16 protein-coding genes are annotated in these 16676 nt (G+C 66.2%); 8 read left to right on the top strand and 8 right to left on the bottom strand.

Annotated features, from left to right (window positions below; genetic code table 11):
* Nucleotides 1-3: 3 nt before the first annotated feature.
* The 5 genes from T8K17_RS07155 to T8K17_RS07175 form a co-directional block, all read right to left on the bottom strand.
* Nucleotides 4-903 carry an ABC transporter permease gene (locus T8K17_RS07155; RefSeq protein WP_322333806.1) on the bottom strand — a complete coding sequence of 300 codons (900 nt, stop codon included), beginning with the start codon at nucleotides 901-903 and terminating at the stop codon, nucleotides 4-6.
* 10 nt (nucleotides 904-913) lie between these two features.
* Entirely contained in the window at nucleotides 914-1831 is a 918-nt protein-coding gene (locus tag T8K17_RS07160; protein ID WP_322333807.1) for an ABC transporter permease, read from the bottom strand.
* 98 nt (nucleotides 1832-1929) lie between these two features.
* On the bottom strand, nucleotides 1930-3471 hold the full coding sequence (locus T8K17_RS07165; RefSeq protein ID WP_322333808.1) for an ABC transporter substrate-binding protein: 1542 nt from the start codon (nucleotides 3469-3471) through the stop codon (nucleotides 1930-1932).
* A gap of 282 nt (nucleotides 3472-3753) precedes the next feature.
* A complete protein-coding gene (locus tag T8K17_RS07170; RefSeq protein ID WP_322333809.1) occupies nucleotides 3754-4722 on the bottom strand; it encodes a LysR family transcriptional regulator in 969 nt (322 codons plus the stop codon).
* A gap of 41 nt (nucleotides 4723-4763) precedes the next feature.
* Nucleotides 4764-5744 carry a LysR substrate-binding domain-containing protein gene (locus T8K17_RS07175; RefSeq protein WP_322333810.1) on the bottom strand — a complete coding sequence of 327 codons (981 nt, stop codon included), beginning with the start codon at nucleotides 5742-5744 and terminating at the stop codon, nucleotides 4764-4766.
* A 101-nt stretch (nucleotides 5745-5845) separates the two neighbouring features.
* Here T8K17_RS07175 and T8K17_RS07180 point away from each other — a divergent pair, with 101 nt between their 5' ends.
* From T8K17_RS07180 to T8K17_RS07195, 4 genes are read left to right on the top strand one after another with little or no spacing between them, the layout of a single operon-like run.
* Nucleotides 5846-6388, top strand: coding sequence for a thiamine pyrophosphate-binding protein (locus T8K17_RS07180; RefSeq protein ID WP_322333811.1), 543 nt, complete (start codon nucleotides 5846-5848; stop codon nucleotides 6386-6388).
* A gap of 1 nt (nucleotide 6389) precedes the next feature.
* Nucleotides 6390-6971 (top strand): thiamine pyrophosphate-dependent enzyme, encoded by a 582-nt coding sequence (locus T8K17_RS07185; protein WP_322333812.1) that lies wholly within the window; start codon nucleotides 6390-6392, stop codon nucleotides 6969-6971.
* Nucleotides 6972-7010: 39 nt separating this feature from the next.
* Nucleotides 7011-8168: an acyl-CoA dehydrogenase family protein gene (locus T8K17_RS07190; protein ID WP_322333813.1), complete on the top strand. Its 1158-nt coding sequence runs from the start codon at nucleotides 7011-7013 to the stop codon at nucleotides 8166-8168.
* On the top strand, nucleotides 8168-9286 hold the full coding sequence (locus tag T8K17_RS07195) for a CaiB/BaiF CoA-transferase family protein (protein ID WP_322333814.1): 1119 nt from the start codon (nucleotides 8168-8170) through the stop codon (nucleotides 9284-9286). The genes T8K17_RS07190 and T8K17_RS07195 overlap by 1 nt, the downstream gene beginning before the upstream one ends.
* A gap of 288 nt (nucleotides 9287-9574) precedes the next feature.
* Here the strand turns inward: T8K17_RS07195 and T8K17_RS07200 are convergent, their stop codons facing one another.
* The 3 genes from T8K17_RS07200 to T8K17_RS07210 form a co-directional block, all read right to left on the bottom strand.
* On the bottom strand, nucleotides 9575-10591 hold the full coding sequence (locus T8K17_RS07200; protein WP_322333815.1) for a hypothetical protein: 1017 nt from the start codon (nucleotides 10589-10591) through the stop codon (nucleotides 9575-9577).
* An 8-nt stretch (nucleotides 10592-10599) separates the two neighbouring features.
* Nucleotides 10600-11415: an SH3 domain-containing protein gene (locus T8K17_RS07205; RefSeq protein ID WP_322333816.1), complete on the bottom strand. Its 816-nt coding sequence runs from the start codon at nucleotides 11413-11415 to the stop codon at nucleotides 10600-10602.
* 88 nt (nucleotides 11416-11503) lie between these two features.
* Nucleotides 11504-12169 (bottom strand): FAD-binding oxidoreductase, encoded by a 666-nt coding sequence (locus T8K17_RS07210; RefSeq protein WP_322333817.1) that lies wholly within the window; start codon nucleotides 12167-12169, stop codon nucleotides 11504-11506.
* 182 nt (nucleotides 12170-12351) lie between these two features.
* Between T8K17_RS07210 and T8K17_RS07215 the strand changes: the two genes are divergently transcribed.
* From T8K17_RS07215 to T8K17_RS07230, 4 genes are all read left to right on the top strand, one after another.
* Complete coding sequence (locus T8K17_RS07215; protein WP_322333818.1) at nucleotides 12352-13482, top strand: DUF3616 domain-containing protein; 1131 nt, start codon at nucleotides 12352-12354, stop codon at nucleotides 13480-13482.
* Between the two features lie 203 nt (nucleotides 13483-13685).
* Nucleotides 13686-14852, top strand: coding sequence for an extracellular solute-binding protein (locus T8K17_RS07220; RefSeq protein WP_322333819.1), 1167 nt, complete (start codon nucleotides 13686-13688; stop codon nucleotides 14850-14852).
* 6 nt (nucleotides 14853-14858) lie between these two features.
* The gene (locus T8K17_RS07225) at nucleotides 14859-15773 is read left to right on the top strand and encodes an ABC transporter permease (RefSeq protein ID WP_322333820.1); all 915 of its coding nucleotides are present in this window, start codon (nucleotides 14859-14861) and stop codon (nucleotides 15771-15773) included.
* Nucleotides 15774-15784: 11 nt separating this feature from the next.
* The gene (locus T8K17_RS07230) at nucleotides 15785-16675 is read left to right on the top strand and encodes an ABC transporter permease (protein ID WP_322333821.1); all 891 of its coding nucleotides are present in this window, start codon (nucleotides 15785-15787) and stop codon (nucleotides 16673-16675) included.
* The last annotated feature ends 1 nt before the right edge of the window (nucleotide 16676 follow it).

The raw sequence follows: 16676 nt of genomic DNA on the forward strand, positions 1-16676 counted from the left end.
CTCCTAGGCCCGGTTCTCGGGAACGGTGACGTCGCGCACGCCGTCGCCCAGCAGGTTGACGGCCAGCAGCAGCAGGAACAGCGCGCTTCCGGGAATGGCGATCAGCCAGGGATCGAACAGGATGTAGTTCCGGCCCTCGGAGATCATCAGCCCCCAGGACGGCAGCGGCGGCTGGACGCCGAGGCCGAGGAAGCTGAGGGCCGCCTCGAGCAGGACCGCGTGGGCGAACTCGAGGGTGGCGACCACGATGAGCTGGTTCATCACGTTCGGCAGGATCTCGCGCGCCAGGATGTACCAGGTCGAGCATCCCGCCGCCTGGGCCGCCGCCACGTAGTCGAGCGAGCGGATCTGCTGGGTGCTGGACCGCATCACCACGGCGTATCGGTCCCACAGCAGCAGGCCGAGCACCAGGATCACCATCTCCAGCGACCCGCCGACGATGGCGACCACCGCGAGGCTGACCAGGATCACCGGCAGGGAGAGCCGGCAGGTGATCAGGAAGGTGACGACCAGGTCGACCTTGCCGCCGAAATAGCCGGCGGCCACCCCCATGACGGTGCCGATGATGCCGGAGATCAGCGCCGCCATGATGCCGATCATCAGCGAGATCCGGGCGCCATAGATCAGCCGGCTCAGATAGTCGCGGCCGACCTGGTCGGTGCCCAGGATGTGGTTCCAGGTGCCCTTGTCCTGCCAGACCGGCGGCGCCATGCGGGCGATCAGGTCCTGGTGGTACGGGTCGTAGGGGGCGAGCAGCGGCGCGAACACCGCCATCAGCACGATGAAGAAGAAGATCCCGCCGCCGATGACGATGCCGCGGTGGCCGAAGATCCTGCGCCGCAGGATCTGGCCCGGGGTCGGCGCCAGGATGACCTCGGCGGTGGGGGTGGCGGTGGAGTTCATGACCGACATCTCAAGCCACCCGGATTCTGGGGTTGAGCCAGGCGTTCAGCAGATCCGCCAGGAACGTGAGGATGATGTAGAACCACGAGAACAGCAGCAGCACCGCCTGCACCGTGGGGAAATCGGACCGCGAGATCGACTCCCAGGCGAGGAAGCCGGCGCCGTGAAGCGCGAAGACGGTCTCGATGATGATCGACCCGGTCAGCATGAAGCCGAACTGCACGGCGGCCAGGCTCACCACCGGGATGATGGCGTTGCGCAGGGCGTGCTTGAACAGCACCTTGGCCGGGCTCAGACCCTTGGCGCGGGCGGTGCGGACATAGTCCGAGGACAGCACGTCCAGCAGGCCGGTGCGGGTCAGGCGCATGAAGGCCGGGGTCGCGTAATACCCCAGGACGATCGTCGGCAGGATGAAATGCTGCCAGGACTCCGAGCCGCTGGCCGGCAGAATGGGAAACCAGTAGGCGAACAGGACGATCAGCATCAGGGCGAACCAGAAGCTCGGCATCGCCTGTCCGACGACCGCCAGCAGCAGCGCGCTCCGGTCGATCAGGCTGTTCTGATACATCGCCGCCAGCACGCCCAGCGGGATCGACAGGACCAGCGCGAAGATCATGGCGCAGACGCCCAGCGTCATGGTGACCGGCAGGCGTTCCAGGATCAGGTCGATCACCGGCAGGCGGAAATAGACCGAGTTCCCGAACTCGCCCTGGACGGCGCCAGCAAGCCATTTGAAATACTGGATATAGATCGGCTGGTCGAACCCGTAGGCCGCCTTGATCGCCTGAATATCGGCCTCGTTGGCCCGCTCGCCGGCCAGGGCCGTCGCCGGATCGCCGCTGAGATACAGCAGGCTGAACACGAGGGCCGAGACCGTCAGGCTGACCAGGATGGCTAGCAGGATGCGTTTTGCGGTGTAGATGAGCATCGCGGCGCCATGAATTGTCAAAAGGGAAATGGGGCGGCCGCCCCCGCCGTGCCGCGGATGTCGGCGACGGGGGCGGGGACGGCCGCTGGATGGTCAGATTACTTCCACTTCGCCAGGAAGAAGCGCGGGATCTCGTCCGCCGTCGGCGTCCAGTCCACGTCCTGGGTCATCGCGTAGTTGGTGTTGAAGGTCCACAGAGGCAGCCAATAGGCCTCGGCGGCGATCTTCTTCAGCGCCTTGTCGTAGGCCGCCAGGCGGACTTCTGTGTCGACGGTTCCGCCGCCCTTCTTGAGAGCCTCGTGAACCTCGGGGTCCTGGGCCAGATCGTCCGGGCCGCCGCCGAAGAACACCGGCGCGATCGCGTCGACATCGGGCACCGAACCGGAGCCCCAGGTCATGAACGCGAACGGCACGTTGCCGGAGCGGATGGCGTCGCGGGTCGCGGCGTACTTGCCGAACCGCAGGTCCGTCTCGATACCGACCTGCTGCAGGAAGCCCAGCATCGGCTCGAGATAGTCGCGGTTGCGATAGGCGTAGAACTCCGTGCGGAAGCCATCCGGATAGCCGGCTTCGGCCAGCAGGGCCTTCGCCTTCTCCGGGTCGTACTCATACTGGGTCACGTCCTGGGTGCAGCCGAACTGCTCCGGGAAGCAGGCCGAGTGAATCACCTCGGAGGCGCCGCGCACGATGTTGTCGACGATCGCCTTACGGTCGATCGCATGGGACACCGCCTTACGGACGCGGGCGTCCTGGAACGGGTTGTCCCCGGACTTGCCGGTGACGTCGAACGTCAGGTAGCCGACACGCATGGTGCCGGCCGAGACGACGTTCAGGCTCGGCAGGGTGGCGAGCTTCTCGGCCTGATCCGGCGGAACCTTCCAGATCCAGTCCAGCTTGCCGGAGGTCAGCTCGACGATCTGGGTGTTCACGTCGGGAATGGTGCGCTGATGGATCGTCCCGATTGCCGGCTGACCCTTCGGGCTCCCCTCGTAGTAGTTCTCATAGGCCTTGAAGACGATCTCCTTGCCGGGGACCAGCTTCTCGACCCGATAGGGACCGGTGCCGACCGGCGCCTGACCCATCCCGCTCGGGCCGACCTCGGCGTAGTACTTTTCCGGATAGATCGGAACGTCGCCGGCCAGATACAGCAGCGCGAGCGGGTTCGGTTCGATCGCGTAGATCCGCACCGTGTAGTCGTCGATCTTCTCGGCGCCCTTGATCCAGTCCACACCCTGCTGCGCCAGCTTGCCGGTGTCCGGCTTGAGCAGGAAGTCGATGGTCGCGACCACGTCGCCGGCATCGAACTCTTCGCCGTTGTGGAAGGTCACGCCCTTGCGCAGCTTGAACTCGAAGGTCGTGTCGTCGACGATCTCGAAGCTCTCGGCCAGCAGGCCCTTGAACTCGCCGGTATCCGGGTCGCGGTAGACCAGGTTGTCCCAGATCATCCGGTTGACGACGATGCCTTCGCGCGAGTTGTTGAAATAGTAGTCGGCGTTCGGGAGCTCGCGGTCCCAGGCGATGTTCATCGTGTCGTTCGCCTTGCCGGCCAGGGCCGGGGTCGGCAGCCACGCGGCCGAGCCGAGCGCTGCCAGAACAGCCAGCCCCTTCAAGCCGACGCGTCGCGACGTCCTCTTTGTCATATCGGTCTACCTCCGTGTTTGCTCATTGCCCGCCATTGGTTCCGGCGGGTGCTCTTCGATGCCCGCTGCGGCGGTCATGCCCTGCAGGTATCGCCCCCGATTGAGAGAAGCGGTAATTCTCCACCCGCGAAAACGGTAATGTCGACCCGGCTCTTGAGACCGGTTAAGCGCGGCATGGATGTGACCGTATTTCTCCCCTCAGGTGAAACGCTAACAGCCGTCCATGACCGCAACAAATTACATTTCGCGCATGCAATATAACAATTCAGTTATGGTTATTGGTCAATCCTGAAACAGATCCCGGGCCGCCTGAACCAGGCATTCGCGCAGCAGGGTGACCGTCTCGTCGGTCTGGCTCGACAGCCAGAAACAGTTGGATTCAGACAGATAGCCGCCGGTACTGATCGGCAGGATCGACAGCTCCCCGCGGGCCGAGTGGTAGCGCGCGAGCCGCTCGGGGAACAGGGCGAGGCACGGCATCAGCCGCATCATGCTGAGGCTGAGGACGATGGAGGCGGCCTCGATCTGACCGCCCATCGGCGGCAGTCCCTTCTCCGCCAGGAACTCCTTCATGCCGTCCGATGCCAGCGATCCGGAGGCTGCCTTGAGCCAGGGCCATTCCAGGGCCTCTTCCCAGCCGATGTCCTTCTTGCGGGCGAGCGGGTGGTCGGCGCCGGCGACCACGACCAGGGGCTCGTGGCCCAGGGAGAGCTGGTCCACCCCTTCCACCGTGAAGGGCTTCCAGATCCGCATGACCAGCAGGTCCAGATCGCCGGCATAGAGCTGGGGCAGCATCTGGCCGAAATGCCCTTCGGAGACGGTGACCACGCAGGACGGGGCGGCCTGGATCATCAGACGGATCGCCTCGGGCACGACGGTCGGCATCAGGCTGGACGCGACGCCGATCCGCACGTTGCCGCCCAGCCCTTTGCGCAGCGCCTCGATGTCGAATTCGGTGCGCTGGATGCGGGTCAGCATGTCCTTGGCGTGCCGCACCAGCACCGTCCCGGCGGGGGTGAAGGCGACCGAATTGCCCTGGCGCACGATGATCGGCGTGCCCAGTTCGCGCTCCAGCTCCGCGATCTGCTTGGAGATGGCCGGCTGGGTGACGTTGAACGCACGGGCCACCTTGGTGATCTGCCGCATCTGGTCGAGGGCCGCCAGGATCCGCAGGTGACGGATCTTCAGCACGTCCCGGAACAGACGGCTGGCGATGCCGTCGCGATAGACCGAGGGTATGTCGCTGGTCATGGCCGGTTCCTCCCGGTGTGCCTGCCCGGTGTGCCTGCGCCTCATCGCTGCCCGGATTGCTCGGGGCGGACGAGCAGCAGCTCGCCCTGCCAGACGCCGTCGCGCACCATATCCGCGGTTTCCGCCCGCAGGGTATCGGCAAAGACCCGGACGGCGCGGGACGCCGGCCGCACGATGGAGCGGGCGAGGACCAGTTTGCGGTTCAGAGCCGGGTTGACGATCGGCGCGGCGCGCAGGGCGCCGGCGCGCAGCTCCGGATGGATCGCCGGCAGCGGCAGCACCGTATGCGCCAGGCCGCGGGCGGCGAGGTCCTTCAGGGTCTGCAGCGCGTCGGCCTCCACGGTGACCCGCAGGGCGATCCCCGCCTGTCGGGCGGCGTTCTCCAGCAGGATGCGCAGGCCGTGGCGCGGTCCCGGCAGGACCATCGGCAACGCGGCGAGGGAGGCGAAGTCGTGCGGGGTTTCCAGGTCCAGGCCGGAACCGGCCGCGCCGACGAGAAACAGCGTCTCCTGGATCAGCGGCTCGGCCGGAATGTGGCGGACCGCCGAGGTCTCGTACATCACGGCCAGGTCGATCTCGCCCCGCTGCAGCATTTCCGACAGGTAGCCGCTGAAGGTCGGCACGATGCGCAGCGCGACCTGGGGGTAGTCGCGCAGGAACCGCTCCGCCAGCCGGCCCGAAATCACCTCCCCCGCGGTCGGCGAGACGCCCAGGCTGACCGCGCCGCTGACCGTCCCGCCATTGGCGCCGAGCGAGGCCGTCAGTTCGTCGCGCGTATCCTCCACCATGCGCAGGATGGTGGTCGCCCGCGCCACCAGCAGCGAGCCGGTCTCCGTCAGCACCATGCCGCGGCCGTGGCGCGAGAACAGGGGACCACCCAGTTCCTCCTCCAGCATCCGGATCTGGCGGCCCAGCGCCGGCTGGGCGACGTGGAGGCGGTCCGCGGCGCGGCTCAGGCTGCCCAGATCGGCCACCTCGAGGAAGGTCTTAAGCTGCTTCAGATCCATGAGGTATCTAATCATGGCATATCTGTTTAAGAAATATGCTTCTCGTATTCCGCTGTGCCGCCCGGTACCCCGTTATGCGCCGCTGATACGCGCATTCTGGAGGCGAGATGACCGCAATGACGGCCGTGAAAGGCCAACCCCGACAGGGCGAGACCTGGCAGGATCAGGTTCTGCCGATCCTGCGCAACTTCGACGTCCGCCACATCGTCTACGTACCCGATGCCGGCCATGCCGCCGCCATCCGCGGGGCGGAGGCCGATAACGAGATCACGTCCCTGGCCCTGACCACCGAGGAGGAGGGGATCGGCTATCTCGCCGGTGCCTGGCTCGGCGGCGAGCGCGGTGCGCTGCTCATGCAGTCCAGCGGTGTGGGCAACTGCCTGAACACCCTGGCCCTGCAGGCGATGACCAAGTTTCCGCTGCTGATGCTGGTGACCATGCGCGGCGACTGGGCGGAGTTCAATCCGTGGCAGAACCCGATGGGCCAGGCCACCGAAGCCTCGCTCAATCTGATGGGCGTGCGCACCTGGCGGGCCGATACGCCCGATCAGGTCGCCCCGCTGATCCAGGGGGCGGCTAGCATGGCGTTCAACGGCAACGAGGCCTGCGCGGTGCTGCTCGGCCAGCGGCTGATCGGCGCAAAGAAGTGGGTGAAGTGAGATGACCGGATTGCTCGACCGCCGCGCCGTGACCGCGGAGCTTCTGAAGGACCGCGGCGACCTGCTGGTCGTCACCGGCCTGGGCTCGCCCAGCTATGACGCCATGGCCGCCGGCGACCACGACCAGAACTTCTACCTCTGGGCCGCCATGGGCAGCGCCGCCACCGTCGGCTTCGGCCTGGCGATGAGCCAGCGGACCCGTCCGGTGCTGGTGCTGACCGGCGACGGCGAGATGCTGATGGGGCTTGGCGCGCTGGCCACCATCGGCCAGGTGCTGCCGCCGAACCTCACTTTCGCCGTTCTCGACAACGGTCATTACGGCGAGACCGGGATGCAGCAGAGCCATGCCGGCCGGGGCATCGAGCTGTCGCGCATGGCGGCGGCGGCGAACTTTCCCTGGACCAAGGTGGTCGACGACATGGCCGGCGTCGCCGAGCTGCGCGACCGCATCCATGCCCGGGCCGGAACCAGCTTCGCCACGGTGAAGATCGATGTCGGCGAGGTCGATCGCGTCTTGCCTCCGCGCGACGGGGTCTATGTAAAGAACCGCTTCCGTAACGCGCTCGGTCATCCGACACTCTGACCGCAGCCGTAAAAGAACAGACAGCTTCGGAGGAATCAGGTGACGCCTGCTGACGACTACACCGACATTCGCGACGCCGTGCGCGCACTCTGCGCCGAGTTCCCGCCGGAATATCACCGCGGCGTGGACGAGAAGCGCGGCTATCCGGCGGAGTTCGTCGACGCGCTCACCAAGGCCGGGTGGCTGGCCGCCCTGATCCCTGAGGAATACGGCGGGTCCGGCCTCGGCCTCACCGAAGCCTCCGTGATCATGGAGGAGATCAACCGCTCGGGCGGCAACTCCGGCGCCTGTCACGGCCAGATGTACAACATGGGCACGCTGCTGCGGCACGGCTCCGACGAACAGAAGAAGCACTATCTGCCGAAGATCGCGTCCGGCGAGCTGCGGCTGCAGTCCATGGGCGTCACCGAGCCGACCACCGGCACCGACACCACCAAGATCAAGACCAAGGCCGAGCGCAAGGGCGACCGCTACGTCATCAACGGTCAAAAGGTCTGGATCTCGCGCATCCAGCATTCCGACCTGATGATCCTGCTGGCCCGCACCACCCCGCTGGAGGAGGTCGAGAAGAAGTCGCGCGGCATGTCGATCTTCATCGTCGACCTGAAGGACGCGATCGGCAACGGCATGGAGGTCAAGCCGATCCAGAACATGGTCAACCACGAGACCAACGAGCTGTTCTTCGACAATCTGGAGATCCCGGCCGAGAACCTGATCGGCGAGGAGGGGATGGGCTTCAAGTACATCCTCGACGGCCTGAACGCCGAACGCGCCCTGATCGCCGCCGAGTGCATCGGCGACGGCCACTGGTTCATCGACAAGGTCACCGCCTATGCCAAGGAGCGGGTCGTGTTCGGCCGGCCGATCGGCCAGAACCAGGGCGTGCAGTTCCCGATCGCCGAGAGCCATATCGAGATCGAGGCCGCCAGCCTGATGCGGTTCGAGGCCTGCCGGCTGTTCGACGCAAACCAGCCCTGCGGTGCCCAGGCCAACATGGCCAAGTACCTGGCGGCCAAGGCGTCCTGGGAGGCGGCGAATGCCTGCATCCAGTTCCATGGCGGCTTCGGCTTCGCCACCGAATACGACGTGGAGCGCAAGTTCCGCGAGACCCGGCTCTATCAGGTGGCGCCGATCTCCACCAACCTGATCCTCAGCTACGTGGCCGAGCACGTTCTCGGCCTGCCCCGGTCATTCTGATGCCGGACAAGATGCGTCCCCTGGAGGGACTGACCGTCCTCGCCCTGGAACAGGCGGTGGCGGCCCCGTTCTGCACCTCGCGGCTGGCCGATGCCGGCGCGCGGGTGATCAAGATCGAACGGCCGGAGGGCGATTTCGCCCGCGGCTACGACGATGTGGCCCAGGGGCAGAGCAGCTATTTCGTCTGGCTGAACCGGGGCAAGGAATCCCTGGTGGTCGATCTGGCGAGTGCCGAGGGCAAGGAGACCCTGGGCAAGCTGATCGCCGGCGCCGACGTGCTGGTGCAGAACCTGAAGCCGGGCGCCATCGGCCGTCTCGGCTTCCCGCTGGAGCAGATCCGCAAGGACCATCCGAAGCTCATCATGTGCTCGATCAGCGGCTACGGCGACAGCGGCCCGCTGGCCCAGCGCAAGGCCTACGACCTGCTGATCCAGGCGGAGTCCGGCCTCTGCTCGATCACCGGCGGCCCCGAAGGGGCGTCGCGGGTCGGGATCTCGGTGGTCGACATCGCGACAGGCTCGACCGCGCATGCCGCCATCCTGGAGGCCCTGATCGGCCGCGGGATTCACGGCGACGGCGCCGATATCCGGATCTCCATGTTCGACGTCATGGCCGACTGGGAGACGGTGCCGCTGCTGAACCACGAGGGCGGCAAGTCGCCCAAGCGGATCGGCCTCGCCCACCCCTCGATCTCGCCCTACGGCGCCTTCGCGTCGTCCGACGGCATCCAGATCCTGATCTCGATCCAGAGCGAACGGGAATGGGCCAACCTCGCCCGCCACGTGCTGGGCGACGAGGGCCTCACCGTGCACGAGCTGTTCAAGACCAACGTCCTGCGGGTACGCAACCGGCCGCAGACCGACGGTCTCGTCGCCGAGGTCTTCGCCCGCTACACGGCGGACGCGCTGGAGGCGATGCTCGACAAGGCGGACGTAGCCTTCGCCCGGGTCAATGACATGACCGCGCTGGCGGCCCATCCGCATGTGCGGCGGGTGACGGTGGACACCCCGAACGGCCCCGTCGCCTATCCCGCCCCGGCCGCCATCGTCGACGGCCGGACCCGGAGCTACGGCCCGGTGCCGGCGGTGGGCGAGCACAAGACGCTGGACCTGGGGTAGGCGGCACTTCGAGGCCTCCGCCCGCCCTTCGACACGCCAGGCCCTTCGACACGCCCCGGACGCGGTCCGGGGCTGCTCAGGACGAGGGTCTATAGAAAACCTCCTATGACCTCACCCTGAGCAGCGCCCGCAGGGCGCGTGTCGAAGGGCCGTTCCCGCCGCTCCTCTCTCCCGACATCCCGAACTCGTTTCGGGACCTTCACGAGCCACGATGCCGGCGACTCCCCGAAACAGGTCAGCCCCGGCGCGGGGCCGGGGCTGACGGTCGATCCAAAGCTGAGTGACAGCTCAGAACTTCGCCTTGATCTGCGGATTGCGGCTCAGCAGGGCGGTGTCGCTGGACCAGAGGGTGACCTCGGTGGTCTCGCCGTAGCTCACCACCAGCGCTTCCAGCTCATAGGTCACCGGATCGATGCCGCTCGGCCGGGCCGAGGCCTCGATCGGGCGGTCCAGCGGGGCGCGCCAGGACAACAGGGTGTATTTGTTCCCGGCATTGTTCCAGCTCGACCCCGGCAGCTCACCGCGTTCGCGCTTGGCCGGGCGGCCGAAACGGTCCTCGAGCTGGGCGACGATCTGCTCGCGCTGATCCTGGTCGACAGCCTGGTGCAGGATGGTCTGATAGATGCGCGGCGGATCGGTCTCCACGGTCTGGGCGACCAGGCAGCGCTGACCCGCGAACAGGCGGGTGTTGCTCTGCAGCCGGCCGACGCAGTCGTCGTCCCCGGCGACCAGCGCCTGCAGGTCGCGGCGGTAGACCGGCTTGCCGGCGAAGTCGCCGCCGGCCGCATTGGTCGCCTCGGCCACGGTCATGCCGGTGCGCACCCCGCCCACGGCATCGCCGCCGAGGGAGACGGTACCCGATCCGGCATTGCCCGAGCCGGAGGTTCCGGCGGATGCGCCGCTGCCGACCGTCGAGCCGCTGCCGGAGGGGGCGGCGGCCAGGGCCTGGCTCGACTGCACCAGCCACCGGGTCGGATCGCCGGCGGTGCCGCGGAACACGACGTCGCCTGTGCGGTTATCCTCGCCGGTGATGTTGAAGGCCGGTGTGCGGGCGCATTCGAAGCCGAGGATCGCGCGGGTTCCGTCGACCACCCGCTGCATCCGCGCACTGTCCTTGCGGAACAGATCCGGGTCGGAGGAGCGGATTGTCAGCTCGGTGATCTCGCCGCAGCCGACCTCGCGATCGACCACGACCAGCAGGTCGGGCTCCTGCACGACCAGGCGCTCGGCAGCGGTGGCGGTGCTCAGGGCGACGGGGGCCAGCAGCAGGGACAGGCCGGCTGCGCGGAGGAGAGATTTGGGCATCATACTCATCACACCAGCTCCCAGCTTCCATCGGCGCGCTGGCAGGCCTGAGCCTCGCGGGTCTCGGTGCGGCCGTTCGTGGTCTCGACCCGCTGGGTGATGATCGAGCATTCGCGGGCGTTCACCTGCGTCGCGCTCGACTGCGGCCGCTCGGCGGTATATGTGCCGCTATCGACCCGGCGCAGCAGGTCGCCGAAGACGAAGCCTTTGCCGATGCCGTTGCGCGAGATCATGTACCAGTTCTCGTTGGCGACCTTGCCCACGACGCGGACGGTCTCGCCGGACTCGAGCTGATCCATGATGGCGTAGTTGGTGCTCGGACCGCCGCGCACGTTGGTCTTGGTGGTCGCGGCGTAGTCGGCGCCGACGAGCTGCATGGTGGGCACGCGCCAGGCCAGCTTGCTGCTGTCCTGCGTCGCGGTGGCGGTCGGGGCGGGACGGTAGGTCACCTGCTGCACCTCGGCGGTGGTCGTGGTGCCGGTATCCGGATTGGTCCAGGTCTGGGTCTGGCCGGTGTTCAGCGCCTGCTGAGACGTGTCGGCGATGCCCTGCTGGTCGCGTTCGGTCAGATAGTCCGCAACCTCGCCGCCCAGGAACAGGCCGCCGATGGCGCCGGCGGCCACGGCAACCATCTTTCCACTGCCGCCACCGATCTGCGAGCCGAGCAGCGCGCCGCCGATGCCGCCCAGCACGCGGCCGATATTCTTGTTGGAAATGCCGAGAGTGCTGTTGTTGCTGGCGTCCTGGGCCAGAACGGGCGCGGCGGCCATGGGCTGCAGCGCGAGCGCTCCGGCCAGGGCGAGAGCTGTGTAGCGCGGTCGCATGACGGGGCCTCCTTTTTGGTATCCCTGGGTAACGAACGAGTCAGACCGGGGTTCCCGTCGGTTTATTCGCCGATACTTTTCCGGATGGTCATTCCTCGAGGGTGACGGAGTCCGGATCGGCGCCCAGCGCCTTGAGGTCGTCGGTCACGCTGTCGATCATCTTCGGCGGGCCGCAGACGTAGAATTCCTGGCCGAAATCATTCAGATGGGCCTTCAGGAAGTCCTGGTCGATCATCCCCCGCGCCAGCGGGCTGTCGTTCTGGTCGGTCACGGTGAACAGGCATTCCAGCCCCTTCATCCCCTCGAACTCGCCGCGAAGGATGATGTCGCGCTCGGTGCTGTTGGAGAAGATCAGGCGTTGGCCCTCCAACTCGCCCTTGCGCTCCAGGTCGCGCAGGATGGCGATGAACGGCGTCACGCCCGCCCCGCCGGCGATGAAGGCGCCCGGACCCTTGTACTGGATCGCGCCCCAGGGCTCGTCGATCAGCAGCCGGTCGCCCTTCTGCAGCTTGCCGATCTGCTCGGTCACGCCGTCATGGTCGGGATAGACCTTGATGGTGAACTCCAGATGGTCGGCATCGGTCAGGGAGGTGAAGGTGAAGGGCCGCTGCTCGTCGCGCCAGCCGTCGCGGTCGAGGGCGACGTCGGTCGCCTGGCCCGGAGTGTAGTCGTAGCCATCCGGCTTTTCGACCGTCAGGCGGACCACATTGTGGGTGACGTTCTCAGTGTTCAGGACGGCCACGCTGTGTGCCATGGGAAGTTTCTCCTTCTCGCGTTCCAGCGACTTCAGGTGTGAGTCTTTGCGGAATTGGCAACCCTGTTTTCGTCCGACTGGGCGGTTCTTTCAGGGGATTCACAGTCGTCTGTGAATCAAGGGAACCGATGCTGTTCCCCAGACGTTTTGCTCAACTGCATCACCGTCAGCAGGAGCCATGCATGTCCGACGCCGCCACCCCCGCCGATGCCCCCTGGCCGACGGTCGCCCAGCCCCGGCGCCGGGTGCGGCTGGACTTCCAGCATCACTCCGAGGTGGACGCCGTGTTCGACCCGGTGCGCCAGGATCTGTCGGCGCTGGCGGTGCTGGGGCGCAGCATGTGGCTGGCCTGCGACGAGACCACGACCATCGAACAGCTCACCCGCACCGGCGGCTCGCGCTGGTCCGACCATCGGACCATCAATCTGCACGACGCCTTCGATCTGCATGGCGACGAAAGCGACGAGATCGATATCGAGGGCCTGGCGATCGACGACGGCTGGCTGTGGATCACCGGCTCTCACGGTCTGACCCGCAAGAAGCCGAAATGGCACGAGAACGACCCCTCGGTGGCGATGAGCCGATTGACCGAGGTGAAGAGCAATGTCGCGCGCCGGGTGATCGGCCGATTGCCCCTGGTCAATCTCGGCGACGGCATGTGGTCGCCGTCGCTGGTGGGGACGGAGGACGGGCGCAGGCCTGCAAGCGTGCGGCTGAAGAAGGGCAAGACACCCCTGACCAAGAGCCTCGCCAAGGACATCCATCTCGGCCGCTTCATGGACATTCCGTGCAAGGAGAACGGCTTCGACATCGAGGGTATCGCGGCACGCGGCGACCGGGTGCTGCTCGGCCTGCGCGGCCCCGTCCTGCGCGGCTGGGCGGTGATCCTGGAGCTGCGCATGAAGCTGACCAAGTCGGGCCATCTAAAACCGCGCCGGATCGGCCCGGACGGGGAGCGGTATCGGAAATACTTCCTCGATCTGGAAGGGCTCGGCATCCGCGATCTTCAAGCCGATGGCGACGATCTGCTGATCCTGGCCGGACCCACCATGGACCTGGACGGCCCGGTCGCCCTGATGCGCTGGCCGGGCGCGTGGACGACCCGGGTCCAGAAACAATCCATCGTCCCGTACGAGAAGCTGCAGCGGGTGATCGACCTGCCCTACGGCTACGGGACCGACCATGCCGAAGGGATCGCCCTCACCGAACGGAGCGACGGCGGGCGCGAAGTGATGGTGGTGTTCGACAGCCCTGGCGCGGCGCGGCTGGTGGACGGCACCGCCATCCGGGCCGATCTGTTCGCCTACGACTGATGGGCGGGCAGGCGGACAGATCGAAATTCTGTCGACAGTTTGCAGTTTGACGTCTTGCCAATTGATCCCCGGAACCCGCACTCTACGTCTTAATCCGGCGCCGCAGGGACACTGGGCAGTGCTTTGACGCTGTCCGATCAAGAATCCGACGTCAGCGGTGGCCTGAACAGGACGAGATCGGCTTTTAGGGGGCTACGAAAATCATGAATCAGGTTGAGTTCACCCGCCGCCATATGATGGCGTTGATGGGAACGGCCGCGACCGCGGCGATGCTGCCGAGTGTCGCCGGTGCCGCCGACGAGGCGCTGAAATTCTGGGCGCCGGGCATCGCCCGGGTCGGCGAGAAGGATTGGAGCTCGATGGAGAAGGAGGCCGGCATCAAGCTGGCCAATGTCGCCAAGAGTGCCCGCGCCGACGAGTCGATCCAGAAGATGGTGGTCGGTGATGGCAACGCCCTCTACGACGCCATGACCGACAACGGCGGCGGCATGGAGGATGCGCTGGCGAGCCAGAACGCCATCGCCGAGATCGACACCTCGAAGATCCCGAACTGGTCGATCATCGAGAAGCGCTACCTGGACGGCGGCGACGCGGCGGACACCATCCGCTACGAGGGCAAGGTCTACGCCATCCCCTACATCTCCAACGCCGACGCGCTGGCCTTCAACTACGACGTCATCGGCCAGGAGCTGACCTCCTGGGAGGTTCTGTTCGACGAGCAGTTCAAGGGCCGCGCCGCCCTGCAGAACGACTTCGGTCCGACCCTGACCAACACGGCGATCTACCTCAAGCAGTCGGGCAAGCAGGACATCGACAACCCGTCCGACATGTCCGAGGACGAGGTGAAGGGCGTGTGTCAGTTCCTGATCGACAAGAAGAAGGCCGGCCAGTTCCGCACCTTCTGGGACGGGTTCCAGAACGGCGTCGACCTGCTGGCCTCCGAAGAGGTGCTGGTCGCCTCGTGCTGGGAGCCGGTGCAGATCGTCGCCGCCAAGAAGGCGGGCAAGGACATCCGCTACGGCACGATGAAGGAGGGTCACCAGACCTGGAACAACATCGTCATGATGACCCGCGGCGGCCTTGAGCGCGGCATGGACGAGACGTTCTACAAGCTGGCGAACCTGTACCTGTCTCCGTGGTTCGGCGCGCGCACCCTGGCGGGTCTCGGCTTCACGCCGCAGATGACCGGGGTGCTGGAATACGTGGACGCCAATCCGGACACCTTCGATGCCGAGACCAAGGCGCTGATGAACGACCGCCTGGCCCGCAAGAAGGAGCGGATCGCGGTTCCCGGCAACTCCTGGCAGAACGTGTTCCCGACGAACATGCGCGCCTATCAGGACTGGTGGTCCCGGGTACAGGCTGCCTGATCCCCGATGACCGCATCCACTGATACCGGGCTCGACGGGCTTCCCCCCGTCGAGCCTTTCCGGCCGACTCTGCGCGAGCGGGTGTCGGGCTGGGCGTTCTACATCCCGATCGTCTTCATGGTGCTGTTCTTCGCTCTGCCGATGGCGCTGACCGTCGTGTTCAGCGTGTTCGAGCGGACCATGTTCTGGATGGAGCCGGGCTTCACCCTGCTGGCGTATGAGAACTTCTTCTTCTCCGCCCGGCTGGAGAATTTCCTCGCCTCCATGGGCTATTCGCTGATCTCGGTGGTGGTGTCCTTCTGCCTCGGCTTCCCGATCGCGGTCTTCGTGCGCAAATCGGTGCCCCAGGCGGCGCAGCACCGGGTGGTGCTGTTGTTCATCCTGCCGTTCATGGTGTCGGAGATCATCCGCATCTTCGCCCTGCGCCCGGTGCTCCAGCGCAACGGGCTGGTGAACGAGACGCTGCTGAGCCTCGGCCTGATCGACGAGCCGATCACCGCGCTGCTCTACACCCATACCGGCGTGATCATCGGCGAGGTGCTGTCCTTCATGCCGTTCATCGTGTTCTCCGGCTTCCTCGCCATGGAGGCGGTGCCGAAATACATCTTCGAGGTCTGCGACGACCTGGGCGCCGGGCCGGTGCGCCGGTTCACCGACGTGATCCTGCCGCTGGCCGCCCCCGGCATCTTCGCCGGCGCGGTGTTCATCTTCGTCAACGGCATCGGCGTGGCGCTGATCCCCAACATCATGGGCGGGCCGGGGGCGGTGAATGCCGGCCTGATCGCCACCCAGGCGATCACCGCGCTCGACTTCCCGCTGGCCATGGCGGTGAGCGCGATCATGATGGCGACGCTGATGGGGCTGCTCTATGTCGGCCACAAGCTGTTCGACCTGACCAAGATCCTGGCACCGATGAACTGAGGGGCGGGATCATGGACGATTACGCGAATATCTGGCTGCACCGCGCCAAATGGGCCTATCTGCTGCTGATCGTGGCGACCCTGATGAGCCCGGTCTTCTACGTCATGTACATCTCGTTCAACGAGAACGGGTTCGGGGCGGCGGAGTACGAGTTCACCACCCGCTGGTACGGGCTGATCTTCTCCGATGGTCAGCTCATGGCCGCCTTGCGCTGGACCTTGGGTCTGGCGGTGACGACGACGCTGCTGACCATCCCGATGGCCCTGCTGGCGGCCAAGTTCTACAAGGCGACCCGGGCCAAGGTGGCGGTGGTGTTTCTGCTGCTGGCGCCGCTCTTCGTGGCGCCGGACATCCTGAGTGCCGCCCTGCTGGTGTTCTTCAAGAACGTCAACCTCAGCTTCCAGTGGCTCGGCGATGCGGCCGGCGTGACCTTCATGGACAGCTGGTTCCGGCTCGGCTTCGGGACCACGGTGATCGGGCTGATCATCTACACGATCCCCTACGCCTTCGTGGTGATCCTGATCACCATGGGGCGCTACAACAAGGAGCAGACCGAAGCGGCCCGCGCCTGTGGGGCGACCGGCTGGCGGGCGTTCTGGGACATCGAGTTTCCGCAGATCCGCGCCGGCGTGTTCAGCGCTTCGGCCTTCACGGTGATCCTCTGCTTCAACGAGTATACCCGCACCAGCCTGCTCAAGGGTGGGTTCGACACCTTCACCACGGTGCTGGTCAGCCAGATGCTGAATGAGGGCATGTCGGAGCAGTCCTACGCCATGTCGAGCTTCGTCAGCGTCATCGCCATCGCGCTGATCGGCGGCATCATCGTCTTCACCCTGCTGCGCTCGGAGGCGGCCGCCCGCAAGGCGCAGCCCGTTGCCGAGCCGAACACCGCGCCCGCCTGAT

The organism is Thalassobaculum sp. OXR-137 (assembly GCF_034377285.1).
Taxonomy (GTDB): Bacteria; Pseudomonadota; Alphaproteobacteria; order Thalassobaculales; family Thalassobaculaceae; genus Thalassobaculum.

Coding starts and splice junctions, on each gene's coding strand:
- T8K17_RS07185 (WP_322333812.1), top strand. CDS start 6,390: ATGACCGGATTGCTCGACCGCCGCGCCGTGACCGCGGAGCTTCTGAAG.
- T8K17_RS07215 (WP_322333818.1), top strand. CDS start 12,352: ATGTCCGACGCCGCCACCCCCGCCGATGCCCCCTGGCCGACGGTCGCC.
- T8K17_RS07225 (WP_322333820.1), top strand. CDS start 14,859: ATGACCGCATCCACTGATACCGGGCTCGACGGGCTTCCCCCCGTCGAG.
- T8K17_RS07155 (WP_322333806.1), bottom strand. CDS start 903: ATGAACTCCACCGCCACCCCCACCGCCGAGGTCATCCTGGCGCCGACC.
- T8K17_RS07220 (WP_322333819.1), top strand. CDS start 13,686: ATGAATCAGGTTGAGTTCACCCGCCGCCATATGATGGCGTTGATGGGA.
- T8K17_RS07165 (WP_322333808.1), bottom strand. CDS start 3,471: ATGACAAAGAGGACGTCGCGACGCGTCGGCTTGAAGGGGCTGGCTGTT.
- T8K17_RS07180 (WP_322333811.1), top strand. CDS start 5,846: ATGACGGCCGTGAAAGGCCAACCCCGACAGGGCGAGACCTGGCAGGAT.
- T8K17_RS07210 (WP_322333817.1), bottom strand. CDS start 12,169: ATGGCACACAGCGTGGCCGTCCTGAACACTGAGAACGTCACCCACAAT.
- T8K17_RS07170 (WP_322333809.1), bottom strand. CDS start 4,722: ATGACCAGCGACATACCCTCGGTCTATCGCGACGGCATCGCCAGCCGT.
- T8K17_RS07200 (WP_322333815.1), bottom strand. CDS start 10,591: ATGCCCAAATCTCTCCTCCGCGCAGCCGGCCTGTCCCTGCTGCTGGCC.
- T8K17_RS07175 (WP_322333810.1), bottom strand. CDS start 5,744: ATGATTAGATACCTCATGGATCTGAAGCAGCTTAAGACCTTCCTCGAG.
- T8K17_RS07160 (WP_322333807.1), bottom strand. CDS start 1,831: ATGCTCATCTACACCGCAAAACGCATCCTGCTAGCCATCCTGGTCAGC.
- T8K17_RS07205 (WP_322333816.1), bottom strand. CDS start 11,415: ATGCGACCGCGCTACACAGCTCTCGCCCTGGCCGGAGCGCTCGCGCTG.
- T8K17_RS07230 (WP_322333821.1), top strand. CDS start 15,785: ATGGACGATTACGCGAATATCTGGCTGCACCGCGCCAAATGGGCCTAT.
- T8K17_RS07195 (WP_322333814.1), top strand. CDS start 8,168: ATGCCGGACAAGATGCGTCCCCTGGAGGGACTGACCGTCCTCGCCCTG.